Origin of the sequence: Natronorubrum daqingense (genome assembly GCF_001971705.1) — an archaeon.
GTDB classification, from domain to species: Archaea; Halobacteriota; Halobacteria; order Halobacteriales; family Natrialbaceae; genus Natronorubrum; species Natronorubrum daqingense.
The window spans coordinates 1-19,318 of the sequence record NZ_CP019329.1 but is presented as its reverse complement, the minus strand read 5'-3'; the positions used below and the strand labels follow the sequence as shown (position 1 = coordinate 19,318).

The 19,318-nt window shown below is 55.2% G+C and carries 22 protein-coding genes and 1 pseudogene; 15 read left to right on the top strand and 8 right to left on the bottom strand.

The window, feature by feature from the left end:
• The first annotated feature begins 140 nt into the window (after positions 1–140).
• From BB347_RS17485 to BB347_RS19685, 4 genes are all read left to right on the top strand, one after another.
• A complete protein-coding gene (locus BB347_RS17485; RefSeq protein WP_076584414.1) occupies positions 141–1,148 on the top strand; it encodes a Cdc6/Cdc18 family protein in 1,008 nt (335 codons plus the stop codon).
• A gap of 75 nt (positions 1,149–1,223) precedes the next feature.
• Positions 1,224–2,366, top strand: coding sequence for a CRISPR-associated protein Cas4 (locus BB347_RS17480; protein ID WP_139327093.1), 1,143 nt, complete (start codon positions 1,224–1,226; stop codon positions 2,364–2,366).
• Between the two features lie 84 nt (positions 2,367–2,450).
• Positions 2,451–2,855 (top strand): MarR family transcriptional regulator, encoded by a 405-nt coding sequence (locus BB347_RS17475; RefSeq protein ID WP_076584412.1) that lies wholly within the window; start codon positions 2,451–2,453, stop codon positions 2,853–2,855.
• A gap of 119 nt (positions 2,856–2,974) precedes the next feature.
• On the top strand, positions 2,975–3,196 hold the full coding sequence (locus BB347_RS19685; protein ID WP_212667318.1) for a hypothetical protein: 222 nt from the start codon (positions 2,975–2,977) through the stop codon (positions 3,194–3,196).
• 101 nt (positions 3,197–3,297) lie between these two features.
• Here the strand turns inward: BB347_RS19685 and BB347_RS17465 are convergent, their stop codons facing one another.
• The gene (locus tag BB347_RS17465; RefSeq protein WP_076584408.1) at positions 3,298–3,777 is read right to left on the bottom strand and encodes a winged helix-turn-helix transcriptional regulator; all 480 of its coding nucleotides are present in this window, start codon (positions 3,775–3,777) and stop codon (positions 3,298–3,300) included.
• A gap of 222 nt (positions 3,778–3,999) precedes the next feature.
• Here BB347_RS17465 and BB347_RS17460 point away from each other — a divergent pair, with 222 nt between their 5' ends.
• From BB347_RS17460 to BB347_RS17440, 6 genes are all read left to right on the top strand, one after another.
• Positions 4,000–5,136 (top strand): hypothetical protein, encoded by a 1,137-nt coding sequence (locus BB347_RS17460; protein ID WP_076584406.1) that lies wholly within the window; start codon positions 4,000–4,002, stop codon positions 5,134–5,136.
• 128 nt (positions 5,137–5,264) lie between these two features.
• Positions 5,265–7,010, top strand: a complete 1,746-nt coding sequence (locus tag BB347_RS17455; RefSeq protein WP_076584404.1) for a transposase — start codon at positions 5,265–5,267, stop codon at positions 7,008–7,010.
• A gap of 441 nt (positions 7,011–7,451) precedes the next feature.
• Positions 7,452–8,192, top strand: a complete 741-nt coding sequence (locus BB347_RS19080) for a hypothetical protein (RefSeq protein WP_139327092.1) — start codon at positions 7,452–7,454, stop codon at positions 8,190–8,192.
• Between the two features lie 76 nt (positions 8,193–8,268).
• Positions 8,269–8,514 (top strand): hypothetical protein, encoded by a 246-nt coding sequence (locus tag BB347_RS17450; RefSeq protein WP_139327091.1) that lies wholly within the window; start codon positions 8,269–8,271, stop codon positions 8,512–8,514.
• A 22-nt stretch (positions 8,515–8,536) separates the two neighbouring features.
• On the top strand, positions 8,537–9,217 hold the full coding sequence (locus BB347_RS17445) for a DUF6338 family protein (protein WP_076584401.1): 681 nt from the start codon (positions 8,537–8,539) through the stop codon (positions 9,215–9,217).
• A 109-nt stretch (positions 9,218–9,326) separates the two neighbouring features.
• Entirely contained in the window at positions 9,327–9,524 is a 198-nt protein-coding gene (locus BB347_RS17440; RefSeq protein WP_076584399.1) for a hypothetical protein, read from the top strand.
• A gap of 10 nt (positions 9,525–9,534) precedes the next feature.
• On the opposite strand, the gene BB347_RS17435 is transcribed toward BB347_RS17440, so the two are convergent.
• Positions 9,535–10,128, bottom strand: a complete 594-nt coding sequence (locus BB347_RS17435; RefSeq protein ID WP_139327090.1) for a hypothetical protein — start codon at positions 10,126–10,128, stop codon at positions 9,535–9,537.
• A gap of 55 nt (positions 10,129–10,183) precedes the next feature.
• Positions 10,184–10,369, bottom strand: coding sequence for a hypothetical protein (locus tag BB347_RS17430; RefSeq protein ID WP_076584396.1), 186 nt, complete (start codon positions 10,367–10,369; stop codon positions 10,184–10,186).
• A gap of 320 nt (positions 10,370–10,689) precedes the next feature.
• On the opposite strand from BB347_RS17430, the gene BB347_RS17425 reads away from it, so the two are divergent.
• A complete protein-coding gene (locus BB347_RS17425; protein ID WP_076584394.1) occupies positions 10,690–11,382 on the top strand; it encodes a hypothetical protein in 693 nt (230 codons plus the stop codon).
• Positions 11,383–11,520: 138 nt separating this feature from the next.
• On the opposite strand, the pseudogene BB347_RS17420 reads toward BB347_RS17425, so the two are convergent.
• From BB347_RS17420 to BB347_RS17410, 4 genes and pseudogenes are all read right to left on the bottom strand, one after another.
• Positions 11,521–12,794: pseudogene (locus tag BB347_RS17420) on the bottom strand (IS4 family transposase).
• 163 nt (positions 12,795–12,957) lie between these two features.
• Positions 12,958–13,407, bottom strand: a complete 450-nt coding sequence (locus tag BB347_RS17415; protein ID WP_083687842.1) for a helix-turn-helix domain-containing protein — start codon at positions 13,405–13,407, stop codon at positions 12,958–12,960.
• Between the two features lie 3 nt (positions 13,408–13,410).
• On the bottom strand, positions 13,411–13,629 hold the full coding sequence (locus BB347_RS18855) for a hypothetical protein (RefSeq protein WP_139327089.1): 219 nt from the start codon (positions 13,627–13,629) through the stop codon (positions 13,411–13,413).
• Positions 13,630–13,743: 114 nt separating this feature from the next.
• On the bottom strand, positions 13,744–14,979 hold the full coding sequence (locus BB347_RS17410) for an RNA-guided endonuclease TnpB family protein (protein ID WP_076584392.1): 1,236 nt from the start codon (positions 14,977–14,979) through the stop codon (positions 13,744–13,746).
• Positions 14,980–15,037: 58 nt separating this feature from the next.
• Between BB347_RS17410 and BB347_RS19840 the strand changes: the two genes are divergently transcribed.
• Positions 15,038–15,172, top strand: a complete 135-nt coding sequence (locus BB347_RS19840) for a hypothetical protein (protein ID WP_257787647.1) — start codon at positions 15,038–15,040, stop codon at positions 15,170–15,172.
• Positions 15,173–15,424: 252 nt separating this feature from the next.
• Here the strand turns inward: BB347_RS19840 and BB347_RS17405 are convergent, their stop codons facing one another.
• Positions 15,425–16,570 carry a zinc-dependent alcohol dehydrogenase gene (locus BB347_RS17405; protein WP_076584390.1) on the bottom strand — a complete coding sequence of 382 codons (1,146 nt, stop codon included), beginning with the start codon at positions 16,568–16,570 and terminating at the stop codon, positions 15,425–15,427.
• Between the two features lie 42 nt (positions 16,571–16,612).
• On the opposite strand from BB347_RS17405, the gene BB347_RS19680 reads away from it, so the two are divergent.
• Genes BB347_RS19680 through BB347_RS17395 form a run of 3 tightly spaced genes read left to right on the top strand, consistent with a single transcriptional unit; the run spans position 16,613 to position 19,305 of the window.
• Positions 16,613–17,131, top strand: a complete 519-nt coding sequence (locus tag BB347_RS19680) for a GAF domain-containing protein (protein WP_236996024.1) — start codon at positions 16,613–16,615, stop codon at positions 17,129–17,131.
• Positions 17,079–17,987, top strand: coding sequence for a bacterio-opsin activator domain-containing protein (locus BB347_RS17400; RefSeq protein ID WP_236996023.1), 909 nt, complete (start codon positions 17,079–17,081; stop codon positions 17,985–17,987). The genes BB347_RS19680 and BB347_RS17400 overlap by 53 nt, the downstream gene beginning before the upstream one ends.
• Positions 17,988–18,030: 43 nt before the next feature.
• Positions 18,031–19,305 carry an IS4 family transposase gene (locus BB347_RS17395; protein ID WP_076583324.1) on the top strand — a complete coding sequence of 425 codons (1,275 nt, stop codon included), beginning with the start codon at positions 18,031–18,033 and terminating at the stop codon, positions 19,303–19,305.
• The last annotated feature ends 13 nt before the right edge of the window (positions 19,306–19,318 follow it).

Below are 19,318 nucleotides of genomic sequence, written 5' to 3'. Positions count from 1 at the left end.
GAGGTGTGCGTTGTTTTAGGTTCGCCAGAATTTACAGAATGATTAGTCAAATATACTCGAATGATTCTAAGGAAGTGTCCGGTAATTCGGAAATAACACCCTTCCACTTATTACACCCAAGGACTGTGTCGACGCAACCCATGATTACAGATGCACGGGTTCTCCAACCCGAATTCATCCCGACCGAGGTCAAGCACCGCGACGCAGAACTCAATACGCTTTCAGCTGCGCTCAACCCGATAACACACGGAGACAATGCCGATTCAGCGTTCCTATTCGGTCCATCTGGTGTTGGGAAAACCTGCCTCGCCAAATTTCTCGTTGAGCAGCTCCGCGAGAGTGTCGTTGACCTGAACTACCAGTACGTGAACTGCTGGGAAGACTACAGCCGCTTCAAAACACTGTACCGAATCCTCGACGGCATCAACCACACATTCGACGTTCACCGACAATCAACACCGAAAGACGTCCTATTGGAGCGCCTTCGGGAATACGATGGGTCGCCGTATATTGTGATCCTCGATGAAGTAGACCAACTCGAAGACAAACAGCTCCTGTACGAGTTGTACCGGATTCGTGGACTCACAATGATCCTAATCGCCAACAGCGAGCAGGATCTCTTCGCATCGTTAGATAACCGGTTGAATAGTCGCTTCCAGGTCTGTACACGAGCCAGGTTCAATCCATACGGGAATGACGCTCTTGTCGCTATCCTCCGTGATCGTGTTCGCTGGGGCCTCAAATCCGATGTCGTTAGTCCGGATGAACTACGACTCATCGCGGATATGGCAGCCGGTGACGCTCGCGCGGCAATCGGGATTCTTCGAAAAGCAGTACAGACAGCCAACCAGGCCGGTTACAATGAGGTTTCGTCAGAGGTAATTCGAGGTGTGGTTCCGGAAGCGAAAGCAGAGATCGAACAACGGTCGCTCGACAAACTGACCGATCACCAGCGTGTGCTGTACGATACGATTCTGGACTACGGCGAGATCGCTCCCAGTACGCTGTTTGAGATTTACAGTGAGGCGGTCGAGAACCCAAAAACGCAGCGTATGGTGCGGAACTACCTCACAAAGCTAGAGCACTACAATTTGATCATCTCAAAGGGAAGTACGAAGGGGCGAACATATCATCCGTATTCTCCGTGATTATCACTCTCTGTCTATGATTTCGGAAATCACACGCGCTTGCCCATTACCATAGAATCTCTTTATCAGTACGCTATGAGCGATGAACCAATCCCTGACTCCCCTCCCGGAGTGGTCGTATCGTCAGTAATCGAACGAGGGCCTGAAGACCTCGTTCGGAAGCACTTGGTGGATGCAATCTCGAATCAAAGTTTCAACGAGTGGTATCAAGAGCAACAGTTCACCCAGAATATCTTGGAAGGGCGACCGTATTTCAACGGTGCGTCGCCACCGCCTGAACCCGAGCGGCACTCCCCGAGTAAACTTCTCCAGTGCCACCGGAAGGTCAGTTACTACAAGGAGAACGCTCCAAAAGAAGGTAGCTCGCCACAGGGTTTGTTCTGGGCCGGGACAAGATTCGAGGAAGACATTGTCGTGCCGTACTTGCTTGAGTCGGCTACGACCGATGACACGTACGTGCAGAATTCGATGTGGATTGACACTACAATCGAAACTGAGGAGGACTCCGTCCAGGTGAGAGGGGTTACTGATCCGGTGATCGTTGATGCTGAGGGTGAACCGCTTCTGGTGACGGAGATTAAAACGACGTCATCGTTAGAGTACCTGTCTGGGCCGAAACCCCATCACAAAGCCCAACTCCACGCGTACCTGTACGCGCTGAATGAAAAGCACGACCACTCGATTCAAGACGGATTGCTGCTCTACGGTGCTCGGGACACGTTAGATATCAAAGCGTATCACGTCCCGTTCGATGAAACGTTCTGGAATGAAGGGGTCGTAGCATGGATGCGTTCGCAAACCGCTTACCGTGAGAATGGTGAGCTCCCACCAGCTAAGCCGGTGTTTGACTGGGAGTGCAGTACCTGCCCATTCCAAGGTCGATGCGGTGAAGGTGACGCCCCGTATCAAGACGTTGGGTACACCGGGTTGCTTCCTGGTTTAGCGGAGTATCGAAAACAGCAGTTGACCGAGTACTTCGATGCCTACCCCTCCGCGAAACTCACTCCGACCCTCGCCCGCAAGTACCCTTCACTGATCGATGAGCAAGGCGTCTACGAATGGCGGTGTACAGCTTGCGCGTCAACATACGCGTGGGATGAGCTCGAAGAAAAAGACGATCCTTCAGAACTCCCGCTCTGTGCTGGCTGCGCCGAAAACGGTGAGTTGACCACGCTCACGGTTCCTACCCCAGAAAATCAACTCACTGATTATCGGTAGCTGACTTCGAGGATTCGGCTGAGATCTCAATGAATAAAAGCGCAACTGCTTTACCCTACAATCGACTACAACCGCTTACAAATAATGCCGATCCATCTTGACACGCACGATTCTGGCATCGACCTGACGCCGGGAACGACGAAATCCAACATCGTAGCGTTTCTCTACAAGAATCCCGAATACGGATACAAACCTTCCGAGGTCAGAGACCACCTCGACATCCCCGACGGCACCGCTACGACTACTCTTAAACGTCTTCACGAGGACGGGCATATCGGGAAAACCGAAGACAGTTACTACCACGCTTTGGATCGAGAGGACCTTCGCCGGTATGTTGCTAGTCTCGACCAACTCAACCGAATGTTTAGCCACTCGACCCGAGAAAGTCCTCACCCCCGTTCTGATGTAGAGGGTACCGCCTCAGACAGGATTAATGACGCTGAGATTGAAGCCGAGATCGCAGAATTAGAGGCAGAGCTTGAGAAATGACGAAATTTCCTACGGGGACAGTCACTTGGGCAAATGATCCAACAAATGCACACGATGATCGCCCTGTCATCGTTCTCTCTCACGAAAACCGTCCGTTCAGCTCGGTGGAGTGTACCGTGATGTGTGTTGGTACTGGCGCAAAGAACTACGACCACTACGCGCCTGAGCTGAAAGACGAACACCTCTCGGGTATTTCCTTCAACAACAAAACATACCTGATGCTGTGGGCATTGTATACGATTCCTCCAGGCGCTATTCGGACAGGCAAGGCAAGCGGCGAGCTCACTGAGACTGGCGAGAATCTCGTGAAGAAGGGCCTACTCAGCCTTTTCAGCGCTTGAGGGGTTAAGACGCCCTACTGCTATTGATCAGCAGAGACACTCTGTTCAAAGGTCCAACATTCTCTAAGTGGAAGTCTCACTGGCCACAACAAACGTACTGTTCAATCCTTCTCCATAAATTCTGAGTAGTCACCATCCACTTCAGCAGGTTCCGTTACGTCTTCACCGTATTTGTCACGCGTTGAATGCTCGTCTTCTGCTTGGGCGATCTCGTCTTCGTTATCCTCGATCCATACGCGGAGGTTTTCTCTACCCTCCACGAGTTTTTGTTCAGCTTCGCGGAGTTGTTTGTACGCGTACGTGACTTCGAACTCGTCCATTTTCTCCAGGACGAGTTCACCACGGTCGGTGATCATGTACTCATGATGAATTGAACGCTGATCGAGGTCGTACTCGTCTTCCCCGATTCGTGTTGTGATGAGTCCGAGGTCGCGTCCTTCGTTTAATCGAGTGGTGAGTGTTGAGGGGCTGACGCCGACCAGGTCTTTCAGTTCGTTAAATCGTCTGCTTTCATACTTGAGGTGAACCAGCAGTCCGATTGCGCCACTCATCTCTAAGTACCCGCTGATTTGCTTGACCATCTATTCGAGTTGTGGGAAGCTCACTACAAATAGTTGTACTGCGGTATTGTTTAGACTGAACTTCGTAGTGTAGTACTGTACGTACTACAGTTTAATGCAGTAGTTTAATCTCTGTAATTTATATGTGTCTGCGGTTCTAACAGCCTTACTGGTGTGTTCCGAACCGATTTCGGAAATCACACCCGCGAACCCAAGGCAAAAATCGAAGTAAATTAGATACAGATGAAACCGACAACCCACTCAAACCACGACCGAAACACCATTCAGCGTGTAGTTGAACTGACCTGCGAACGGATTTTCAGTGAGAACACTGAACGACAGACTCCGAACGTAGAAACACTTCGTGAGAAACTCGCGTCCAAGAAGTCAGCATCCAACACCGACTCCACCGAGTCATTCCCAGAAAAAGTCGAAGGGCGGCGTTATTCGACTGCTGACCAACTCACCTCCTCCGTTGAGAGTCTCGTTGATTCACTACATACGTACGACGCGTACGCGGGGTCAATTACAGTCGCAATCGACATCACCCGGCTCGATTCTGATTACTGGCTCGAAGCCACTACAGCGCCAGGAGACGCAAGCGAGGTGGAAGTCACGCCGACTCCCACACCGCGCTTCGCTACGATCACCACTGTCAACACGCCAGTCCCAGTTGTCCTTGCCGTCGAACCGCTGAGCAAACCAGGCGACGAAACTCAATCTGAGCCGCGAACGTACGCGGAGATCGCCCGGACGCTCATCGAGCAAGCCGAAGAACACGTTGAGATCGACACGCTCCTGGCACCCCGAGCGTTTCACGCTGGAAACGTCATCTCAGAGTTCGAGCGACAACACGTTGAGTACATCATCTGCTCACGACTCACCACGCGAGACCGTGAACGAATCTCAACGGTCAAAACCCGTGGCGACGCTACGCACGCTGTTGAACGCGACGTCGATGTGTTCGTGGACGGCACGCCGGCATGCACCACGAACCTGGTGTATGTCCCTGAAGACTCGGCACCTGAAGAATACGTTGGATTCGTAACAAATATCGACGTGTCGAAGTCGGATCTGGAGTCGGATATGGTTCCAGAGACGTATGAAAAACGGTGGAACGCCCACGTTCACAACCGTCTCCTCCGTACGAGACTCCAAACGAAAGCGGTGTCTCAAGCGGAGTTATCCCGCGCTGATTACGAGCGCGCAGCAACCGAGGGTAACGCGTACTCGCTGGCGAACCACCTTTTGAGAGAATCTGACGAGCATTCGAGTGCGCAGTGCCAGCTACCGTTCGACCAGTTCCTTCACTTACTCCACCGGAAACGATGGGGAGTCACCACCAGCACAGTCCCAACTCGAAATCACGAGTCGAGGTAACCCGGCCAGTCACACCCATTTCCGTACCCTGACGCCCATGACGCGCACTCGACTCCAGCTGGCGACCTTCACTCGCTCCCCGCTCCAGCTGTGCAACCATCTCGTCCACCCCGCGTTCGGTGATTTTTATGGTGCGTGACGATCCCGCAGTCGCTGAAGCCATCGTCGTACACGCAGAGACGCTTTGCAAGCGCGAAGACCACCTCTGGGACGTCATCAACAAACTTTCAATACCAGTAGACCTCCTCACCGATCACCGCGACCAGGGAAAGGCTGATTTCGGGACCGAAGAGATGGTTCGAGCCCACCTGTACCGTCTTATTCGCGGGTATTCACAAAGCGAATTCGCAGACCAGTTGAGTGAGCGTTCCAGTTTGGTGAAAGCCGCTGGGTTTCAAATCAAGAAGTTAGAGGACGCCCCGTCTCAGCAGGACCTTTCATACGCGAAATGCAACTTTAGTGACGCGACATGGAACATCATTGAAGCCGCTGCTAACGGTATCAGAGGAGAAGTCGTTGAACACGGCATTATCTCAGAAGCACTCGTCCCAACTCCCGCCCCGGATGAAGAGGACGAGGAAGACACTGAGAAAACGAAACGCGAGTACAAACGCGAGAAAACACACAAATCAGTAAAGTTAGCCAGGAAACACGCGCTCCCAGAGTTCGTTACGGGTCGTGCGTCGAACCGTCAATACGAAGATATCGAACTCTTAGACCAAGTTGCACGCATCTGTTCGAATAACGGGAGTGCGCATTCTGAAGGCGAGATTGGGTATCTACTCAACGATGAGTTGACGTGCGACGGTTCAACGCTTCTCCGCGCGCTCAAATTAATCGCCACGCCTGACGATGATGACTCGATGCAGCTCACCTTGGACTCGGTGTTCGAGGAAAATCGTATGCCGAAGATCGATGCGATTCGCAACGAGGTCATGAAAGCGTTCGACGGGGCGACGGACAACGTGATCAACTCGATCCGTGGCGATGACCCGTTCGATGACCGGAAAACCATTGCTGCAATTGACATCACGGATGACCCGTTCACCGTGAGTCCGTGGGAAGACAGAGACAAGGAGATCCCGAAGCCGAATTACCCGCGAATGGTCAACGGGTACGTCGATGACGATCCGAAGAAACAAGGGTACAAGTACGCCACCATCACGCTCGTCGGTGACAACGTCCCGATCATACTCGGTGTTGAACCGTACAAGCAGAATTCGAAGTGGGAAGAGGAAGACGCTCCGTCGTATCCGAAAGCCGACCTCGTCGAGCGGTTGTTAGATCGAGCACAGGAATTTGTGGATCTCGATGAGGTGTTGCTTGATCGTGGGTTCTACAGCGAAGATGTGTACGCAGCTATCGAAGATCGCGGGTTGTTGTACACCACACCCGTTCCGAGGTACACGGACGATTATGAAAACATCGAGAAGATCAAAGCGCACCCCGAGGCGGACATGGCGGTCGAACCTGACGTTGAATTCTGGAAAGATGGGGAACTCCACCACACGGCACACTTCCTCTATGTGCCAGTTCGGGATGACGATGCTGACGGGAACTACGCGGTGTTTGTGACGAACCGTGACAGCGTCGATACTCCTGGTGAGATCAGACACGTTGTGAATCAATATCGACGGCGATGGGATATTGAGAACCAGTACAAGACTATCGTGGAGTACCTACCGCGGACGTCTTCAACCGATTACCGGGTTCGACTCACGAATTTCGTTCTGGCAGCGCTGATCTACAACCTTTGGCGGTTGACTGACTACCTCATCAAGATCGCCATCGACATGGATGTTCGAACTCCACCTGTGCTGACCGCGAAGACGTTCGCTACGGTGCTCGGTCAGTTCCTGTTGCGGGTGGGGTAGCGGTCAGCCGTAGTTTTCGGGTTCGAAATTCCTGAGCGGTAGCTGTTTTTCGCACGTTTTTATTTCGCGTTTAATTACTAGATCGCTTTCATACCTTGTGCTTGGTTTGACTGCTTGTTTTCTTACACTCCAAATTAGTGGATTGTAACCCCCGACGGACTCTCACTCATTTGTAGCCGATCCATATACGAAAAGTCTGGACTCGAGTTTCGACTTGGGTAGCTTAGCAAGCCACAACATGCGACTCAGGATTCAAGAGTCGGGTTCGCACAATAATGCCGCTCGCTGATCCAGCGTATCCTCAACGTCAAGCCCGTTCCCCAAAGCGATATCTCGAGCAAGCACCCCCGCTCGACCACCCTGACCGGGGAGATACATATTCTGTTCCACTTTCACTCCACGTCGCAAACTGTTATTTAAGCGGCATGAGATCATCTATGTATGACCGGCGATCCTCACCGAGACCTACACAACGCAGCACTCCGATCGAATGATGAAGCAACAATCTTCCAAGAATATCATCACCGTCGAAAAGATACCCAACACCGTCTCAACGCCAGCGTCGCTGGTTTTGACAATGGTGCTGTGATCGTTCATGTGGCTTCACCAGCATACTTCCAGAATACGCCCACTAATCAGGTCGATGTAGGGCAACTCCAGCAGGACTATGACAATTGGCCAATAGTCAAGACCGGAGATCGGTTGCATACCAACTCCAAATTAGACAGCAGAGGTATTGTAGCACATCAAGACGATCCATTTGAAAATAGAGAGACAGTGACGCGGGTAGACCGAAGTGGAATACTCGAGGCGGTTAGCACTTCTGTGCTCTCAAATCGCAATAATAACGACGAAGAAACATCACAGTTTGTAACTTCAAAATTTGAAAAAGGGCTGGTCAGTCTCGTCGACGCATACATTGAACGACTTCGAGAGGGGAACCAGGAAGGAACGCTCGTAACTGTGAGTTACGTGAATTTGGATGGTGTATTGATTCGCACAAGGGGAGGATTTAGTCGACACTCAGAAATTAAAGACACTCCAGTTAGAACTCCAGTGACAATACTTGGTGACGGTAACCTTCGAGATGAGCTTACTCCGGTAATTCAACCACTCTGGAACGCCATTGGATACTCCCAATCCAGTCATATGAGGGACGGTGAATGGGAGTTTGAATCGTAGATTCTGAAATAAACTACTAGATTACTTTCACCACCCACAGACAATCGTTAAGTACGAGCGTAACATCGTATGACGTATGACTGACGACGCAGACAACACGGACGGATCAGAGGACCTAGATGCCTTTTCTGAATCCTTTGACCACGAAGCAACAGGCTCGGAAAAGCGCCAACTCGGCGAACGATACGAGACAGTCGAAAAGGGTGGTGAAGTCACTGACCCAAGCGAAATGCCCGACGGGGGCTACACAGTGGCACCAACAAGCAATAACCCAAATCAGGGTACAGAGTCTGATGGCGATACTAGCGGAGACAGCGACTGAAGCCTTTAATATCCACTCTTAAATGGTCACGGCTGAAACGCTAACCCTTGCTGCCCTCCTCATCGCCCCTGGTGTAATCGCTGTCCTGATCGGCGTTACACTAGGGGTCGTCGAACAGCAGGTCGGTCGCGATAGATTTTATTTGACCAGTTTCATCTCCAGTATTTTCATCGACGTTATATTCATCTGGATCGTTCAGACATGGTGGGGCGAACAGGTTACTGACCGCTCTGCACTCGAGGGGATTTTCTTTGCCGAACAACAATTCAACGTCAGCGCTGCAGTCCTCTTGTTCGTTCTCTCATGTATGCTCGGCCTCGTGTATGCAATAACATTGACGTACAACACTTCCCATTTCCTTCGCGAGGTTCTGGGAAGGTTTACAAGTCACAAACGGAACCCATGGCAGCCGTGGGTCGGTGGACTCCGAGATGCAGAGCAAGTAATGGTCCAGTTAAAAAATGGAACCGACGTTGTTGGTATGTTAGCTGAGTATAGCCGGGTGGAAAAAGAGCGACAGCTAGTATTGCACTCGCCAGTCATCACCAATCTGGAACCGCTCGATGAAGAGCCCAATCGTAAGAAAATGATTATCCCAGAGGATCAAATCGCACTTGTTCATGTCATGTCGACCCGTGAGCGGGAGGGGCTTCGGGACAAAATTCGAAGTGCCTTAGGCCAACTCTGTTCAGACGACAAGTAGATTGGTCACTCTTCTAACGACGGGCGGTCAGGGACATGCTCGTTGATTCAGCACGTTCTCAATCTCGAGCCATTGAATCTATCACGCCCGCGTTCCTACCACAAATCCAATGCCTGATTCAAGCGTCCGCACCTTCGACTGCCCGTCACCCGACTGTGAGTACACCCCAGGTGGCACCGCCGAACTTCTCGAGCACGTAAACACAGAACACGCAGGCGAGTACCAGCGCGACGATTGGCCCGATACAGCAGCGGGACGGGCTACTCGCAAAGGCGATCGGGGCGGAGACGGCGGCGACGGAGAATAACGGCCTGTTTCTACTGGCTTCCAACGAGTTCGTCCGTAGACGGGTCGATCGGAATACCAACTCGCTGCCCGATCTCGTGCTCGTAATCCTGGTAGAGTTGAATCACGATCGAGGAGACCATCACGCCAAACGTGAACGTTAACCGACCACCGATGCAGTACAGGTTATCGAACGAGAGCCGTTCGTCGAAGACGTACTTCTGCATCTCTCTGGGCGTCTCTGGAAGGTCGCACATCAACGCAGTCAGTTCGATCAGGTCCCGCTCGAGGTCGGCATAGGAATCTCCAAGCTCGGCAAGCGTCGACAACTCCCCTTCCATAGCACGGTGTTCGTGCGGACAGCATTCGACTTCGTCCGTCAACAGGGCAACGTCCTCGGGGTGGGGGATGACGACCCCGAAATGAATCGAGTTGTCTTCGAATCGCTCGAGTGCCATCCGTTCTACATCGAGCAGATCCATCTCATCATCAAACTCGATCGTCGTTACGTCCGTGATCTCCGGCGTAGGCTGTGACAGTGCCGTCCGGAACGCTTGTTTAATCGAACGTTCGTGGTCGGACTCGAGAATCCGGTCCATCGGGAAATCAGGGTCAATCGCAGCCATACACGTTCCATCGGCCGTGACCCTCTTGGACGTTCGCCGACCGGAGTGAAAGTGGTTAGCGTGAGAGTTGATCGAGTTGTCCGAGGGCGTCCTCGACCTCGAGTCCGTGGCTCCCAGCGATTTCTTTTGCCATCACCCACGCTCGTGCTGATCGACCTGGTCGGCGATCGCGTTCGCGATGGCTAAACTCAACGAGTGCTTCGACGACAAGCAGATCCTCTTGTGGGGTTCGATCGAACATCACCGACGTTGGCCGCGGCTTCCGATATAAACTAGCGGCTGAGAATACGTCGGTGGTGAGCCGACGTGAAATCCCCTGACCGAGGAGTAGGTGTCAATCGGGACCAGTACGTGGCACGTAGGACCCAAAAGCGGCCGGTAGTATTGTCTCAGGTGCGATGAGGTATCACCGGCCAACGGTTGGAGATTTTTACTATCTCAAATTAAGACTATTGGCCGGCATACCGGTATTTGTCAGTAAAAATATACCCCTGTGTTAGTATCGGAACTATCGGAACCCGCACACCGACGGTTAACTACCCAGTCTGCAGAGGAATAGACATGCAGACGAAATTTGACCAACCAATACCAGACCTCCCATCACTCGAGCCCGGTGTCACGCTCCTTGAGTCGACGAAACCAGGGCCACTCCAAACACTCGTCGTCGATCACGTTCTCCTCGAGCGTGAGAGTGCCTGGTGGATCGATACCTTCGGCCACGCACAGACGGAGCCACTGTCCGAAATCGCGCCTAGCCGCCGTGCGCTGGATCGAATCAACGTCGCAAGGGCGTTCACCGGCTACCAACACAACACACTGTGCAAGCGGTTACTGGGCGACGACAGCTACAGTGGCAACGATGTCGACACAGACGTTGTCGGCTTGATCGTCGCTCCAGCACTCGATGGGTTCTACAGGGATGATGAGATGGGCGAGCAGGGCCAACCACTGTTCATGCAATCGCTCGCGAAGCTCGCAGCGGCCGCTCGTCGGTACGACTGCCCAGTCTTAGTGTCGAGAACACGCGACGATGAGTTCACGGCACCGATCGATCGACTCGTGAATCAGCGTCTCGAGTGTGAGTCCACGCAGAACGGACCTCGATTCACGGGTGAGGAGTTCGAGACGCTAGTCTATCCACTCGGCGATGGCTGGGTACAGACGACGATCGCGTTTTGGAACCATATTCTCGAGAAACGGAAACCGATATATCCGAAAGCAATCGGGCCTGGTTCGATCAGAGAGGTCGCTTGATCGCTGCAGAAGAAACAGTTTCGAGCGCGATACGGCTAAGGCGTTTCCCTCAGTCGGAATCCTTGAGCGTGAACAACTCCACGTAGTCCTCGCCCCGATCGTCTTGCTCGAGAAAGTCGTCAATCCATTCGTCTTTAGCTAAGCCTCACACCTCGGTTGCGTAGCGGTAGCGAGCGTCTCTTGTAACACTGGCCGTTGCTGGTGGATCTTCTGTGCGTCGTCGATCAGTCGGTCGAGCAGCGGTGGCGGCGAGTAGCCGAGGTATTCGCTGAGTTCGTGGAGGATGAGCTGGGCGTGCGACCGAAAGGTCGCCGCCCAGCGTTCTGGCGGAAACACGATCTCATCGTCCGCCTGTTCGGTGACCAGATCGAGCAACTCACGACTCACGAGCAGCGACAGCAACGCCGCGTACAACAGAATTTCGACGACATGCTCCTTCGTCGTATCGAACTCGTCCAGTTCGTACTGCGTCTTCAACTCCCGAAACAGCAACTCCACCTCCCACCGACAGCGATAGATCGTCCCTAGATCCGATGGCAGGAACTCTTCTCTCGGCAGGTTCGTGATATACAGATGGTAGTCGTCGGCGTCCTCTTTGCGGACGCCGACGACGCGGAACTGCTTCCTATCGCGTGATTGCGTTCCTCCGTACGGTCTTCGGTCGAACTCGGCTTCGACTTCCACGTCGATGTACTCGCGGTGCAGGTCATCCATAACATCGTGGATCTGCTCACCTTCCAAGGGAATGGCGCGGCCGCGCCATTCCCGTAATTCCTCTGATATCACCGGGTTTGCACTCTCTTTCAGCCGGCTCACGAAGTAGCCGCCGTTCTCGTCGATCAACGCGAAGCGGCGGTACTTGAAGTAGGCTCGGTCGAACAGAATGAGTCGATCTTCGAGCCACGATCCTGTGTTAAACAGCGTACTGTCGTGCGTTTTCTCGTCAGTCACGTCGAGGCGTTCTACCGTTTGCTCGGTAGCATTGTGGAGCAGGTGGAGCTTCGCTCCAGCCTGCTCCTCTTTCCGGGCTTCGTATTCGTCGGAGAGAAACTCGTGCAACCGCAGGACGGTTCCATCAGCGATCATCACGTCCCTGAAGCGGTCGATATCGGCGTCAACAGTGTCAGGGACAGCGACCTCGTCGAGGCCGTGCTCGACGAGGTCGCGGAAGTACTCTGCAAGAGACGGCGTCAACCGGTGATAGAAGCCGCCGGGAGAATCGGGTCGTCGGCCGTCGAGTTGTAGCTGCGTCTGAAGCCAGCGAGTGTTCGGCTTTCGCCTGCGGCGAAGCCGAACACGAATGCCCAGACGAAGGCGGGAATCTGGAGCTTGCGGTCGCGTTCGACCACGCCGAGTTCCTCGGCGTGCTCTTCGAGGAACTCAGAGGGAAACAGTGTAGTGAGCCGACGCATAATCCGAGATGAGGAGGCATTGGTGGACACAGCCGTTGCCTCCTCATTCCTCTCGAAAAGATGCCTCGATAAGCCGCCGCTGTCACGTGGTTCTTCACTTAGCTAAAGACAGATAATCCGCCCACTTATAACGGGTGCCCGAAATCAGGCCACGTCGCGAATCTCATCCGGATGCATCGTCGAACAGCGTGGCGAAGATATTTGCGTTAATTCGGCGCAGATGGGTCGATAACGTCGATGAAGCAATTCCGAGTTCGGCGGCAACCTCCTTCGCACTGACACCGCCTTTGTCGTAGTAACCCATCTGGGCCGCGACCCGGGCGACCTCCAGTTGACGCTCGGTCAGTGTTGCTTTAATGCTGACGCGCTCCTTTATCGGCTGGGCCCCGGAACTTCGGAGCGTCTCCAGTTCGAACTGAATGTCCTCGGCGCGACAATGGTCCCAAAATGCACCGAGGTGGTCTCGCTCAGCCGTCTCTAACCGAAAGTGCCAGTCACGGCCGGCACTTTCGATACTGATGACGTGGATCTCGAGGTCGGATAGCGTCGGGGTGACAAATTCCGTCGCCGGACTGTGCTGGACACGGTACATCCGCGTGTCGCCGAAGTCCATCGTTTAGGCCCACTCACTAACCGTGTCGTCGTGCTCGAGTGCCGACTCGAAGGTCCGGAAGTCGACGTCTGTTACCCGATAGAGGACGGCCGGCTCGTCTGCGGTTGTCGCTGGGCGAATTGACTCTTCCGTGATCGATGCAGTCGGGATTGCTTTGAGTGTCGGCCCGAGGGGAAAATCGGGGTGGGTTAGCGCGACATCGGCAATGAAGCTCCTCGGCACGTGGATACTATTCATCTTGGGGAGAAATCTCTTGCGTTCCCTCTATCAGTGACATCCTCACCCGCCCTAAAGGGCGGGGCTTCCTACAAGGGAAGCCTCGCGTCGAGGGAGGTTTCAGGACTCGAAGGCCACAAGCGTCGTCTGTCGGGATTGCCGACTCGGCGTGCGGTGTCCTGTGGCCGTGTCACAACGGCTCCCATTCCGTGGTGAGTCATCACGTTCCGGTTTCCAAGGAACGCTCTCTCCCCACGGATCAACGCGATCGGCGATGTTCGCCGCCGCGTTGATATCTGCTTGGTACTCCGTGACCCAACACTCCGGGTTCGTACACTTGAACTCAGCTTGCGACCCGCGGCGTCCGATATATCCGCAGGCGTGGCACGTCTGGGACGTGTAGTGCGGATTCACGAACTCGACCGGGATACCGGCTTCGAGGGCCTTGTCCTCGATGCGGTCGGTGAGTCTGGCGAACGCCCACGCGTGCAAACGCCGGTTCATGAACGTGCCGTAATCCAGATTCTCGCGGATGTACGACAAGTCCTCGAGTACGATCACCGGATCGTCAAAGGACTCGGCGTACTCGACGGCTTCTCGAGACGCCTTCTCGACGATGTCCGTCAAGGCGTTCTGGTAGTGATCGAAGCGTTGATCTACGCGCCACTCGCAGGCGTCGCGTTCTTGCAGGCGCTTCAGCGTCGTGTGCATCTCCTTTCGGAGTGCTCGCGCACGACCGCCGTCGTAGATGTACGGTTGGGTCGGAGTGTCGTTCTGACAGGCACAGCCCGCCAGCAGTTTGGACTCGCCGATATCGAAGCCAATTCGAGTCGGGTCGTCCAGCGTTTCTGGTTCGGCGATCTCGTACTCGACGGTGACGTGCAGCACCCAGTTCTTGCGGTGCTGTTGCAGTCGGAACTCGCCGACCGAGACGTCCCCGTCGAGCAGGTCGAACCAGAGCGATTCCTGTTCGGGGTTAATCCGAAGCGGAATCCAGAAGGCGTTGCCATGTCCGGCCTGTGGTACGCGCCAGCAGAACTCGCACGCACGCTCGTCGGAGTGGTCGAGACTGAACCCACGGTTCGTGAACCGAACGGGATGGTCGTCGGCCAACACCGACGCGTTGTACGTATCCCGAAGCTTCGGGACGTAGTTCTTGAGCGCATCCTTGGCGTAGGACGTGAGATTGTACGGCGTGACGACATCGTTAACCGCCGTTTGCGTATCCGCACCACTCTCGAAGGCGTCCAAAAGGGCGCGGTGGTAGGTCGCCACCGTTCGCTCGAGCCGTTGCTCTTTGCCCGCCGTGGGCGAAGCAAGCGTGGCTTCGAGCGTTTTCGTGGCGGTCGTCGTCATAACTACGAGTACGAGAGAGCAATAGTTAAAGCTAACTAAAAAATAACCATGTGTGTAAATGCCCAATCTGAATATCGAAGTCGACCAAGACGAGTACGACCGCCTAAGCGAGATCAAAGACGCGCACGGCCTTACCTGGAAAGGGGTGTTACTCCAAGGTGCGAGATCGTTGGACACCGAGGGGCCGTTGTAGGGCGAGTCGAGACACGAACGAACGCGATTCCTCCTCGTGCTAAAGCACGGGGTTTCCTCGCTACCGCAAGATGAAACAGGCGAGTTTCTTTCCAAATTAACTCAACGGCCTGCTCACTTCTCAAACCGACTCAACTAGACAGTGCCGCGCAGCACAAAATCGATTTACAGGGATAGAGAGGCATCTGCTCGATCATCTGAAGATCGATTCTTAGCTGGCCATCTATTAAATAAAATAGTATATCAACCTTCGTTACGGCTCGAGGACGACCTTGACGCAGTCGTCCTCCTTGTCGTTGAACCGCTGGTACATCTCGGGGCCGTCGTCGAGATCGCCCGTGTGCGTGATGATTTCGGAGGGATCGATCTGTCCGTCCTCGATCGTCTCAAGCAGTTCGTCGAGGTAGGCCTGGACGTGGGTTTGGCCGGTGTTGATCGTCAGCGCCTTGTTCATGATCGGTCCCATCGGCACGTCGTCCATCCCGTCGATGTAGACGCCCGGGATCGAGAGCGTTCCACCCTTGCGACAGGATTTGGCCGCCTGCTGGATCACGTACGGTCGGTCGGGCTCGTCGGGGACGGTATCGACGCAGGTCGAGTGGGCTTCCGAGCCGACGGCGTCGATACACCGATCCGGCCCGTAGTCGTCGGTCGCGTCCATCAGGCGATCGTAGACGTCCTCCTCGGAGTAGTCGATCACCTGGGTGTCGGCGTGGCCCTGTGCCATCTCGAGGCGTTCGGGAATCCGGTCGATCGCGATTACCTGGTCGGCGCCCATCATCCAGGCGCTCTGGATGGCGAACTGGCCGACTGGGCCACAGCCCCAGACCGCGACCGTGTCGTTCTCCTCGATCTCGGCGTTCTCGGCGGCCATGTAGCCCGTCGGGTAGATGTCGGAGAGGAACAGGACCTCCTCGTCCGAGAGGTTCGAGTCGATCTTGATCGGGCCGACGTCGGCGTGGGGAACCCGCAGGTACTCGGCCTGGCCGCCGTCGTAGCCGCCCAGCGTGTGCGAGAAGCCGAAGAGGCCGGCCGGCGAGTGGCCCATCGACTCCGCGGCCATGTCGGCGTTGGGATTGGTCTCGTCGCACAGCGAGTACATGTCGTTCCCGCAGAACCAACAGGAGCCACAGCTGATCGTGAACGGGATAACGACGCGGTCGCCCTCGCGGAGGTTGTCGACCTCCTCGCCGACCTCGACGACCTCACCCATCGGCTCGTGACCAAGGATATCGCCCTCCTGCATCCCCGGCATGAAGTCGTTGTAGAGATGAAGATCCGAACCGCAGATCGCCGTCGCGGTGATCTCGACGATCGCGTCCGTCGGTTCCTCGATCTCGGGTTTAGGGACATCGTCGACGCGGACATCTTGTTCGCCGTGCCAGCGGAGTGCTTTCATGACGTCTCAAACCCCCATCGACTAGTTTAGTAAAGGCGTAGCTTGTCCTCGCAAGGATGCTCGAGTTCGTTGTTACGAAGCCGTGCATTTGTCCCGCTGGGTCGCCATGGGGTCGTCTGTCTCGGTTCGACAGAGGTCGACACCTTCGACGAGCAAACGATTGACCTCGTGGAGACAGTCGCTTCGACCGTCGAAACCGCGTGGGATCGCGCCAAAAGCGAGGCACAACTGGAGCAGCGAAACGAGGAGTTGACCCGCCTCAACCAACTCAACTCGCTCGTCCGTAAGATTGACACGAGCCTCGTCGAAGCCGAGACGGTCGACGCGATCGACGACGCAGTCTGTGAGCGCTTGATTGCATCTCCACGCTACGAGTTCGCCTGGGTCGGCGAGTTCGACGCCGACGCAGACTCTGTCCGACCGCGGTCGTGGGCGGGTGTCGACAGCAGCACCCTCCAGAAACTCACCATCGCGAACGACAACCCAGCCGTCGCTCCGGACCCCCTTCGTGAGTGCAATACGGACCCGCGAGATGCAGGTTATCGAGGATATCGTCACTGACGCACGAAGCGGGTCGTGCCGGGAAATCACGCTCGAGCAGGGGGCACGTTCGTGTTTCAGTATCCCACTCACATACGACGAGTCTGTCTACGGCGTGCTCGTCGTGTACGGCAGGTCCCCCGCTGAGAACTGGGATACGGACATCCTCGCCGAGTTCGGCCAGACGATCGCTCACACGATCAACGCCGTTGAAACGAGGAGCTCGTTCCAAGCCGATAGCGTCGTCGAACTCACGCTTCACTCAACGGCAGCAGACACGCCACTGTGTCGCCTGGCACAAGCTATCGACAGCAAACTCGAATTCGAGGGGCTCGTTTCAGGAACTGACGACGTGGCAACCGTCTTCTTTACCGTGCCAGGCGTGGCGCCCGAGCAAGTGGTGACCGCCGGTAAGGACGTACTTGGGATCACGGAAGTGACCTCCCTTGTAGAGCGCGACGACGCCCCCCTATTCAAGGCGCGATTGAGCGAACCGAGTCTTGCTGGTCTCGTCCTCAACCAGAACGCGACAGTACGGTCGCTTCGGGTTGATGCGGGAACCGCAACCGTTGTGGTCGATCTCCCTGGATCGGCGAGCGTCCGTACATTCGTCGACAGCCTCGCGCAAGAGGTTCCAGATCTCGAATTGCTCTCACGACGGACCCGAACACGCGAACCAGGGGCGACACTTCAAAGTACCATTCTCGAGCGGTTGACGCCGCGCCAGCAGGAGGTCTTGCAGTTGGCCTATCGAAGCGGATACTTCGAAATGCCACGCGTTCAGACGGGCAAAGAGTTGGCCGACCATCCGTCTTTAGCTAAGCGAGAAACCACGCGACAGCGGCGGCTTATCGAGACTTCTATTCGAGAGGAATGAGGAAGCCGAGTCTGTGCACAACAACGGCTCCTCATCGAAGATCATGCGTCGACTCACTACTCTCTTTCCCTCCGAGTTCCTCGAAGAGCACGCCGAGGAACTCGGCGTGGTCGAGCGAGAGGGCAAGCTCCAGATTCCCGTCCTCGTGTGGGCGCTCGTGTTCGGCTTCGCCGCAGGCGAGAGCCGAACACTCGCTGGGTTCAGACGCAGCTACAACTCGACGGCTGATGAGACGATCTCTCCCGGTGGCTTCTATCACCGGCTCACACCGTCACTCGCAGAGTACCTCCGCGACCTCGTCGAGCGTGGTCTCGACGAGGTCGCTGTTCCAGAGGCTGTTGACGCTGATACCGACCGATTCAGAGACGTGATGATCGCTGATGGAACGGTGCTGCGGTTGCACGAGTTCCTTTCCGACGAGTTCCAAGCTCGCCACGAGGAGCAGGCTGGAGCGAAGCTCCACCTGCTCCACAATGCCACCGACAAGACGATTGAACGGACAGACGTGACCGACGAGAAAACGCACGACAGCACGTTGTTCAAGACAGGCGCGTGGCTCCAAGGGCGGCTCGTTCTGTTCGATCTCGCGTACTTCAAGTACCGCCGCTTCGCGTTGATCGACGAGAACGACGGCTACTTCGTGAGTCGGCTGAAGAAGAGCGCGAATCCGGTGATAACGGCGGAACTACGGGAATGGCGCGGCCGCGCCATTCCCTTGGAAGGCGAGCAGATCCACGATGTGGTCGATGACCTCTCGCGGAAGTACATCGACGTGGAGGTCGAAGCAGAGTTCAAGCGAGGTCAGTACGAGGGGACTCGTTCAGTAGACACGAAACGGTTCCGCGTCGTCGGCGTCCGCAACGAGGACGCCGACGACTACCATCTATACATCACGAACTTACCGAGAGAGGAGTTCCTGCCGGCAGATCTAGCAACGCTGTATCGGTGCCGATGGGAGGTAGAGACGTTGTTTCGTGAGCTGAAAACGCAGTACGAACTGGACGAATTCGACACAAGCAACCCTGTTGTCGTGGAAATTTTGCTGTACGCAGCGTTGCTTTCGCTGCTGGTGAGTCGTGATCTGTTGGATCTGGTCACCGAGCAGGCTGACGATGAGCTCGTGTTTCCGCCGGAACGCTGGGCGGCGACCTTCCGGTCGCACGCCCAGCTCATCCTCCACGAACTCGGTGACTACCTTGGCTACTCGCCACCGCCACTGTTGGAACGGCTGATCGAAGAGGCACAGAAGATCCACAAGCAACGGCCGATCTTACAAGAGACGCTCGCTACTGCTACGCAGCCGAGGTGTGAGGCTTAGCTAAAGACAAATG

What these genes read in the sequence shown, in the direction of transcription:
- BB347_RS17485 (WP_076584414.1), top strand. Translation starts at nt 141, where the DNA reads ATGATTACAGATGCACGGGTTCTCCAACCCGAATTCATCCCGACCGAG.
- BB347_RS17480 (WP_139327093.1), top strand. Translation starts at nt 1,224, where the DNA reads ATGAGCGATGAACCAATCCCTGACTCCCCTCCCGGAGTGGTCGTATCG.
- BB347_RS17475 (WP_076584412.1), top strand. Translation starts at nt 2,451, where the DNA reads ATGCCGATCCATCTTGACACGCACGATTCTGGCATCGACCTGACGCCG.
- BB347_RS19685 (WP_212667318.1), top strand. Translation starts at nt 2,975, where the DNA reads ATGTGTGTTGGTACTGGCGCAAAGAACTACGACCACTACGCGCCTGAG.
- BB347_RS17465 (WP_076584408.1), bottom strand. Translation starts at nt 3,777, where the DNA reads ATGGTCAAGCAAATCAGCGGGTACTTAGAGATGAGTGGCGCAATCGGA.
- BB347_RS17460 (WP_076584406.1), top strand. Translation starts at nt 4,000, where the DNA reads ATGAAACCGACAACCCACTCAAACCACGACCGAAACACCATTCAGCGT.
- BB347_RS17455 (WP_076584404.1), top strand. Translation starts at nt 5,265, where the DNA reads ATGGTGCGTGACGATCCCGCAGTCGCTGAAGCCATCGTCGTACACGCA.
- BB347_RS19080 (WP_139327092.1), top strand. Translation starts at nt 7,452, where the DNA reads ATGACCGGCGATCCTCACCGAGACCTACACAACGCAGCACTCCGATCG.
- BB347_RS17450 (WP_139327091.1), top strand. Translation starts at nt 8,269, where the DNA reads ATGACTGACGACGCAGACAACACGGACGGATCAGAGGACCTAGATGCC.
- BB347_RS17445 (WP_076584401.1), top strand. Translation starts at nt 8,537, where the DNA reads ATGGTCACGGCTGAAACGCTAACCCTTGCTGCCCTCCTCATCGCCCCT.
- BB347_RS17440 (WP_076584399.1), top strand. Translation starts at nt 9,327, where the DNA reads ATGCCTGATTCAAGCGTCCGCACCTTCGACTGCCCGTCACCCGACTGT.
- BB347_RS17435 (WP_139327090.1), bottom strand. Translation starts at nt 10,128, where the DNA reads ATGGCTGCGATTGACCCTGATTTCCCGATGGACCGGATTCTCGAGTCC.
- BB347_RS17430 (WP_076584396.1), bottom strand. Translation starts at nt 10,369, where the DNA reads ATGTTCGATCGAACCCCACAAGAGGATCTGCTTGTCGTCGAAGCACTC.
- BB347_RS17425 (WP_076584394.1), top strand. Translation starts at nt 10,690, where the DNA reads ATGCAGACGAAATTTGACCAACCAATACCAGACCTCCCATCACTCGAG.
- BB347_RS17415 (WP_083687842.1), bottom strand. Translation starts at nt 13,407, where the DNA reads ATGGACTTCGGCGACACGCGGATGTACCGTGTCCAGCACAGTCCGGCG.
- BB347_RS17410 (WP_076584392.1), bottom strand. Translation starts at nt 14,979, where the DNA reads ATGACGACGACCGCCACGAAAACGCTCGAAGCCACGCTTGCTTCGCCC.
- BB347_RS19840 (WP_257787647.1), top strand. Translation starts at nt 15,038, where the DNA reads ATGCCCAATCTGAATATCGAAGTCGACCAAGACGAGTACGACCGCCTA.
- BB347_RS17405 (WP_076584390.1), bottom strand. Translation starts at nt 16,570, where the DNA reads ATGAAAGCACTCCGCTGGCACGGCGAACAAGATGTCCGCGTCGACGAT.
- BB347_RS17395 (WP_076583324.1), top strand. Translation starts at nt 18,031, where the DNA reads ATGCGTCGACTCACTACTCTCTTTCCCTCCGAGTTCCTCGAAGAGCAC.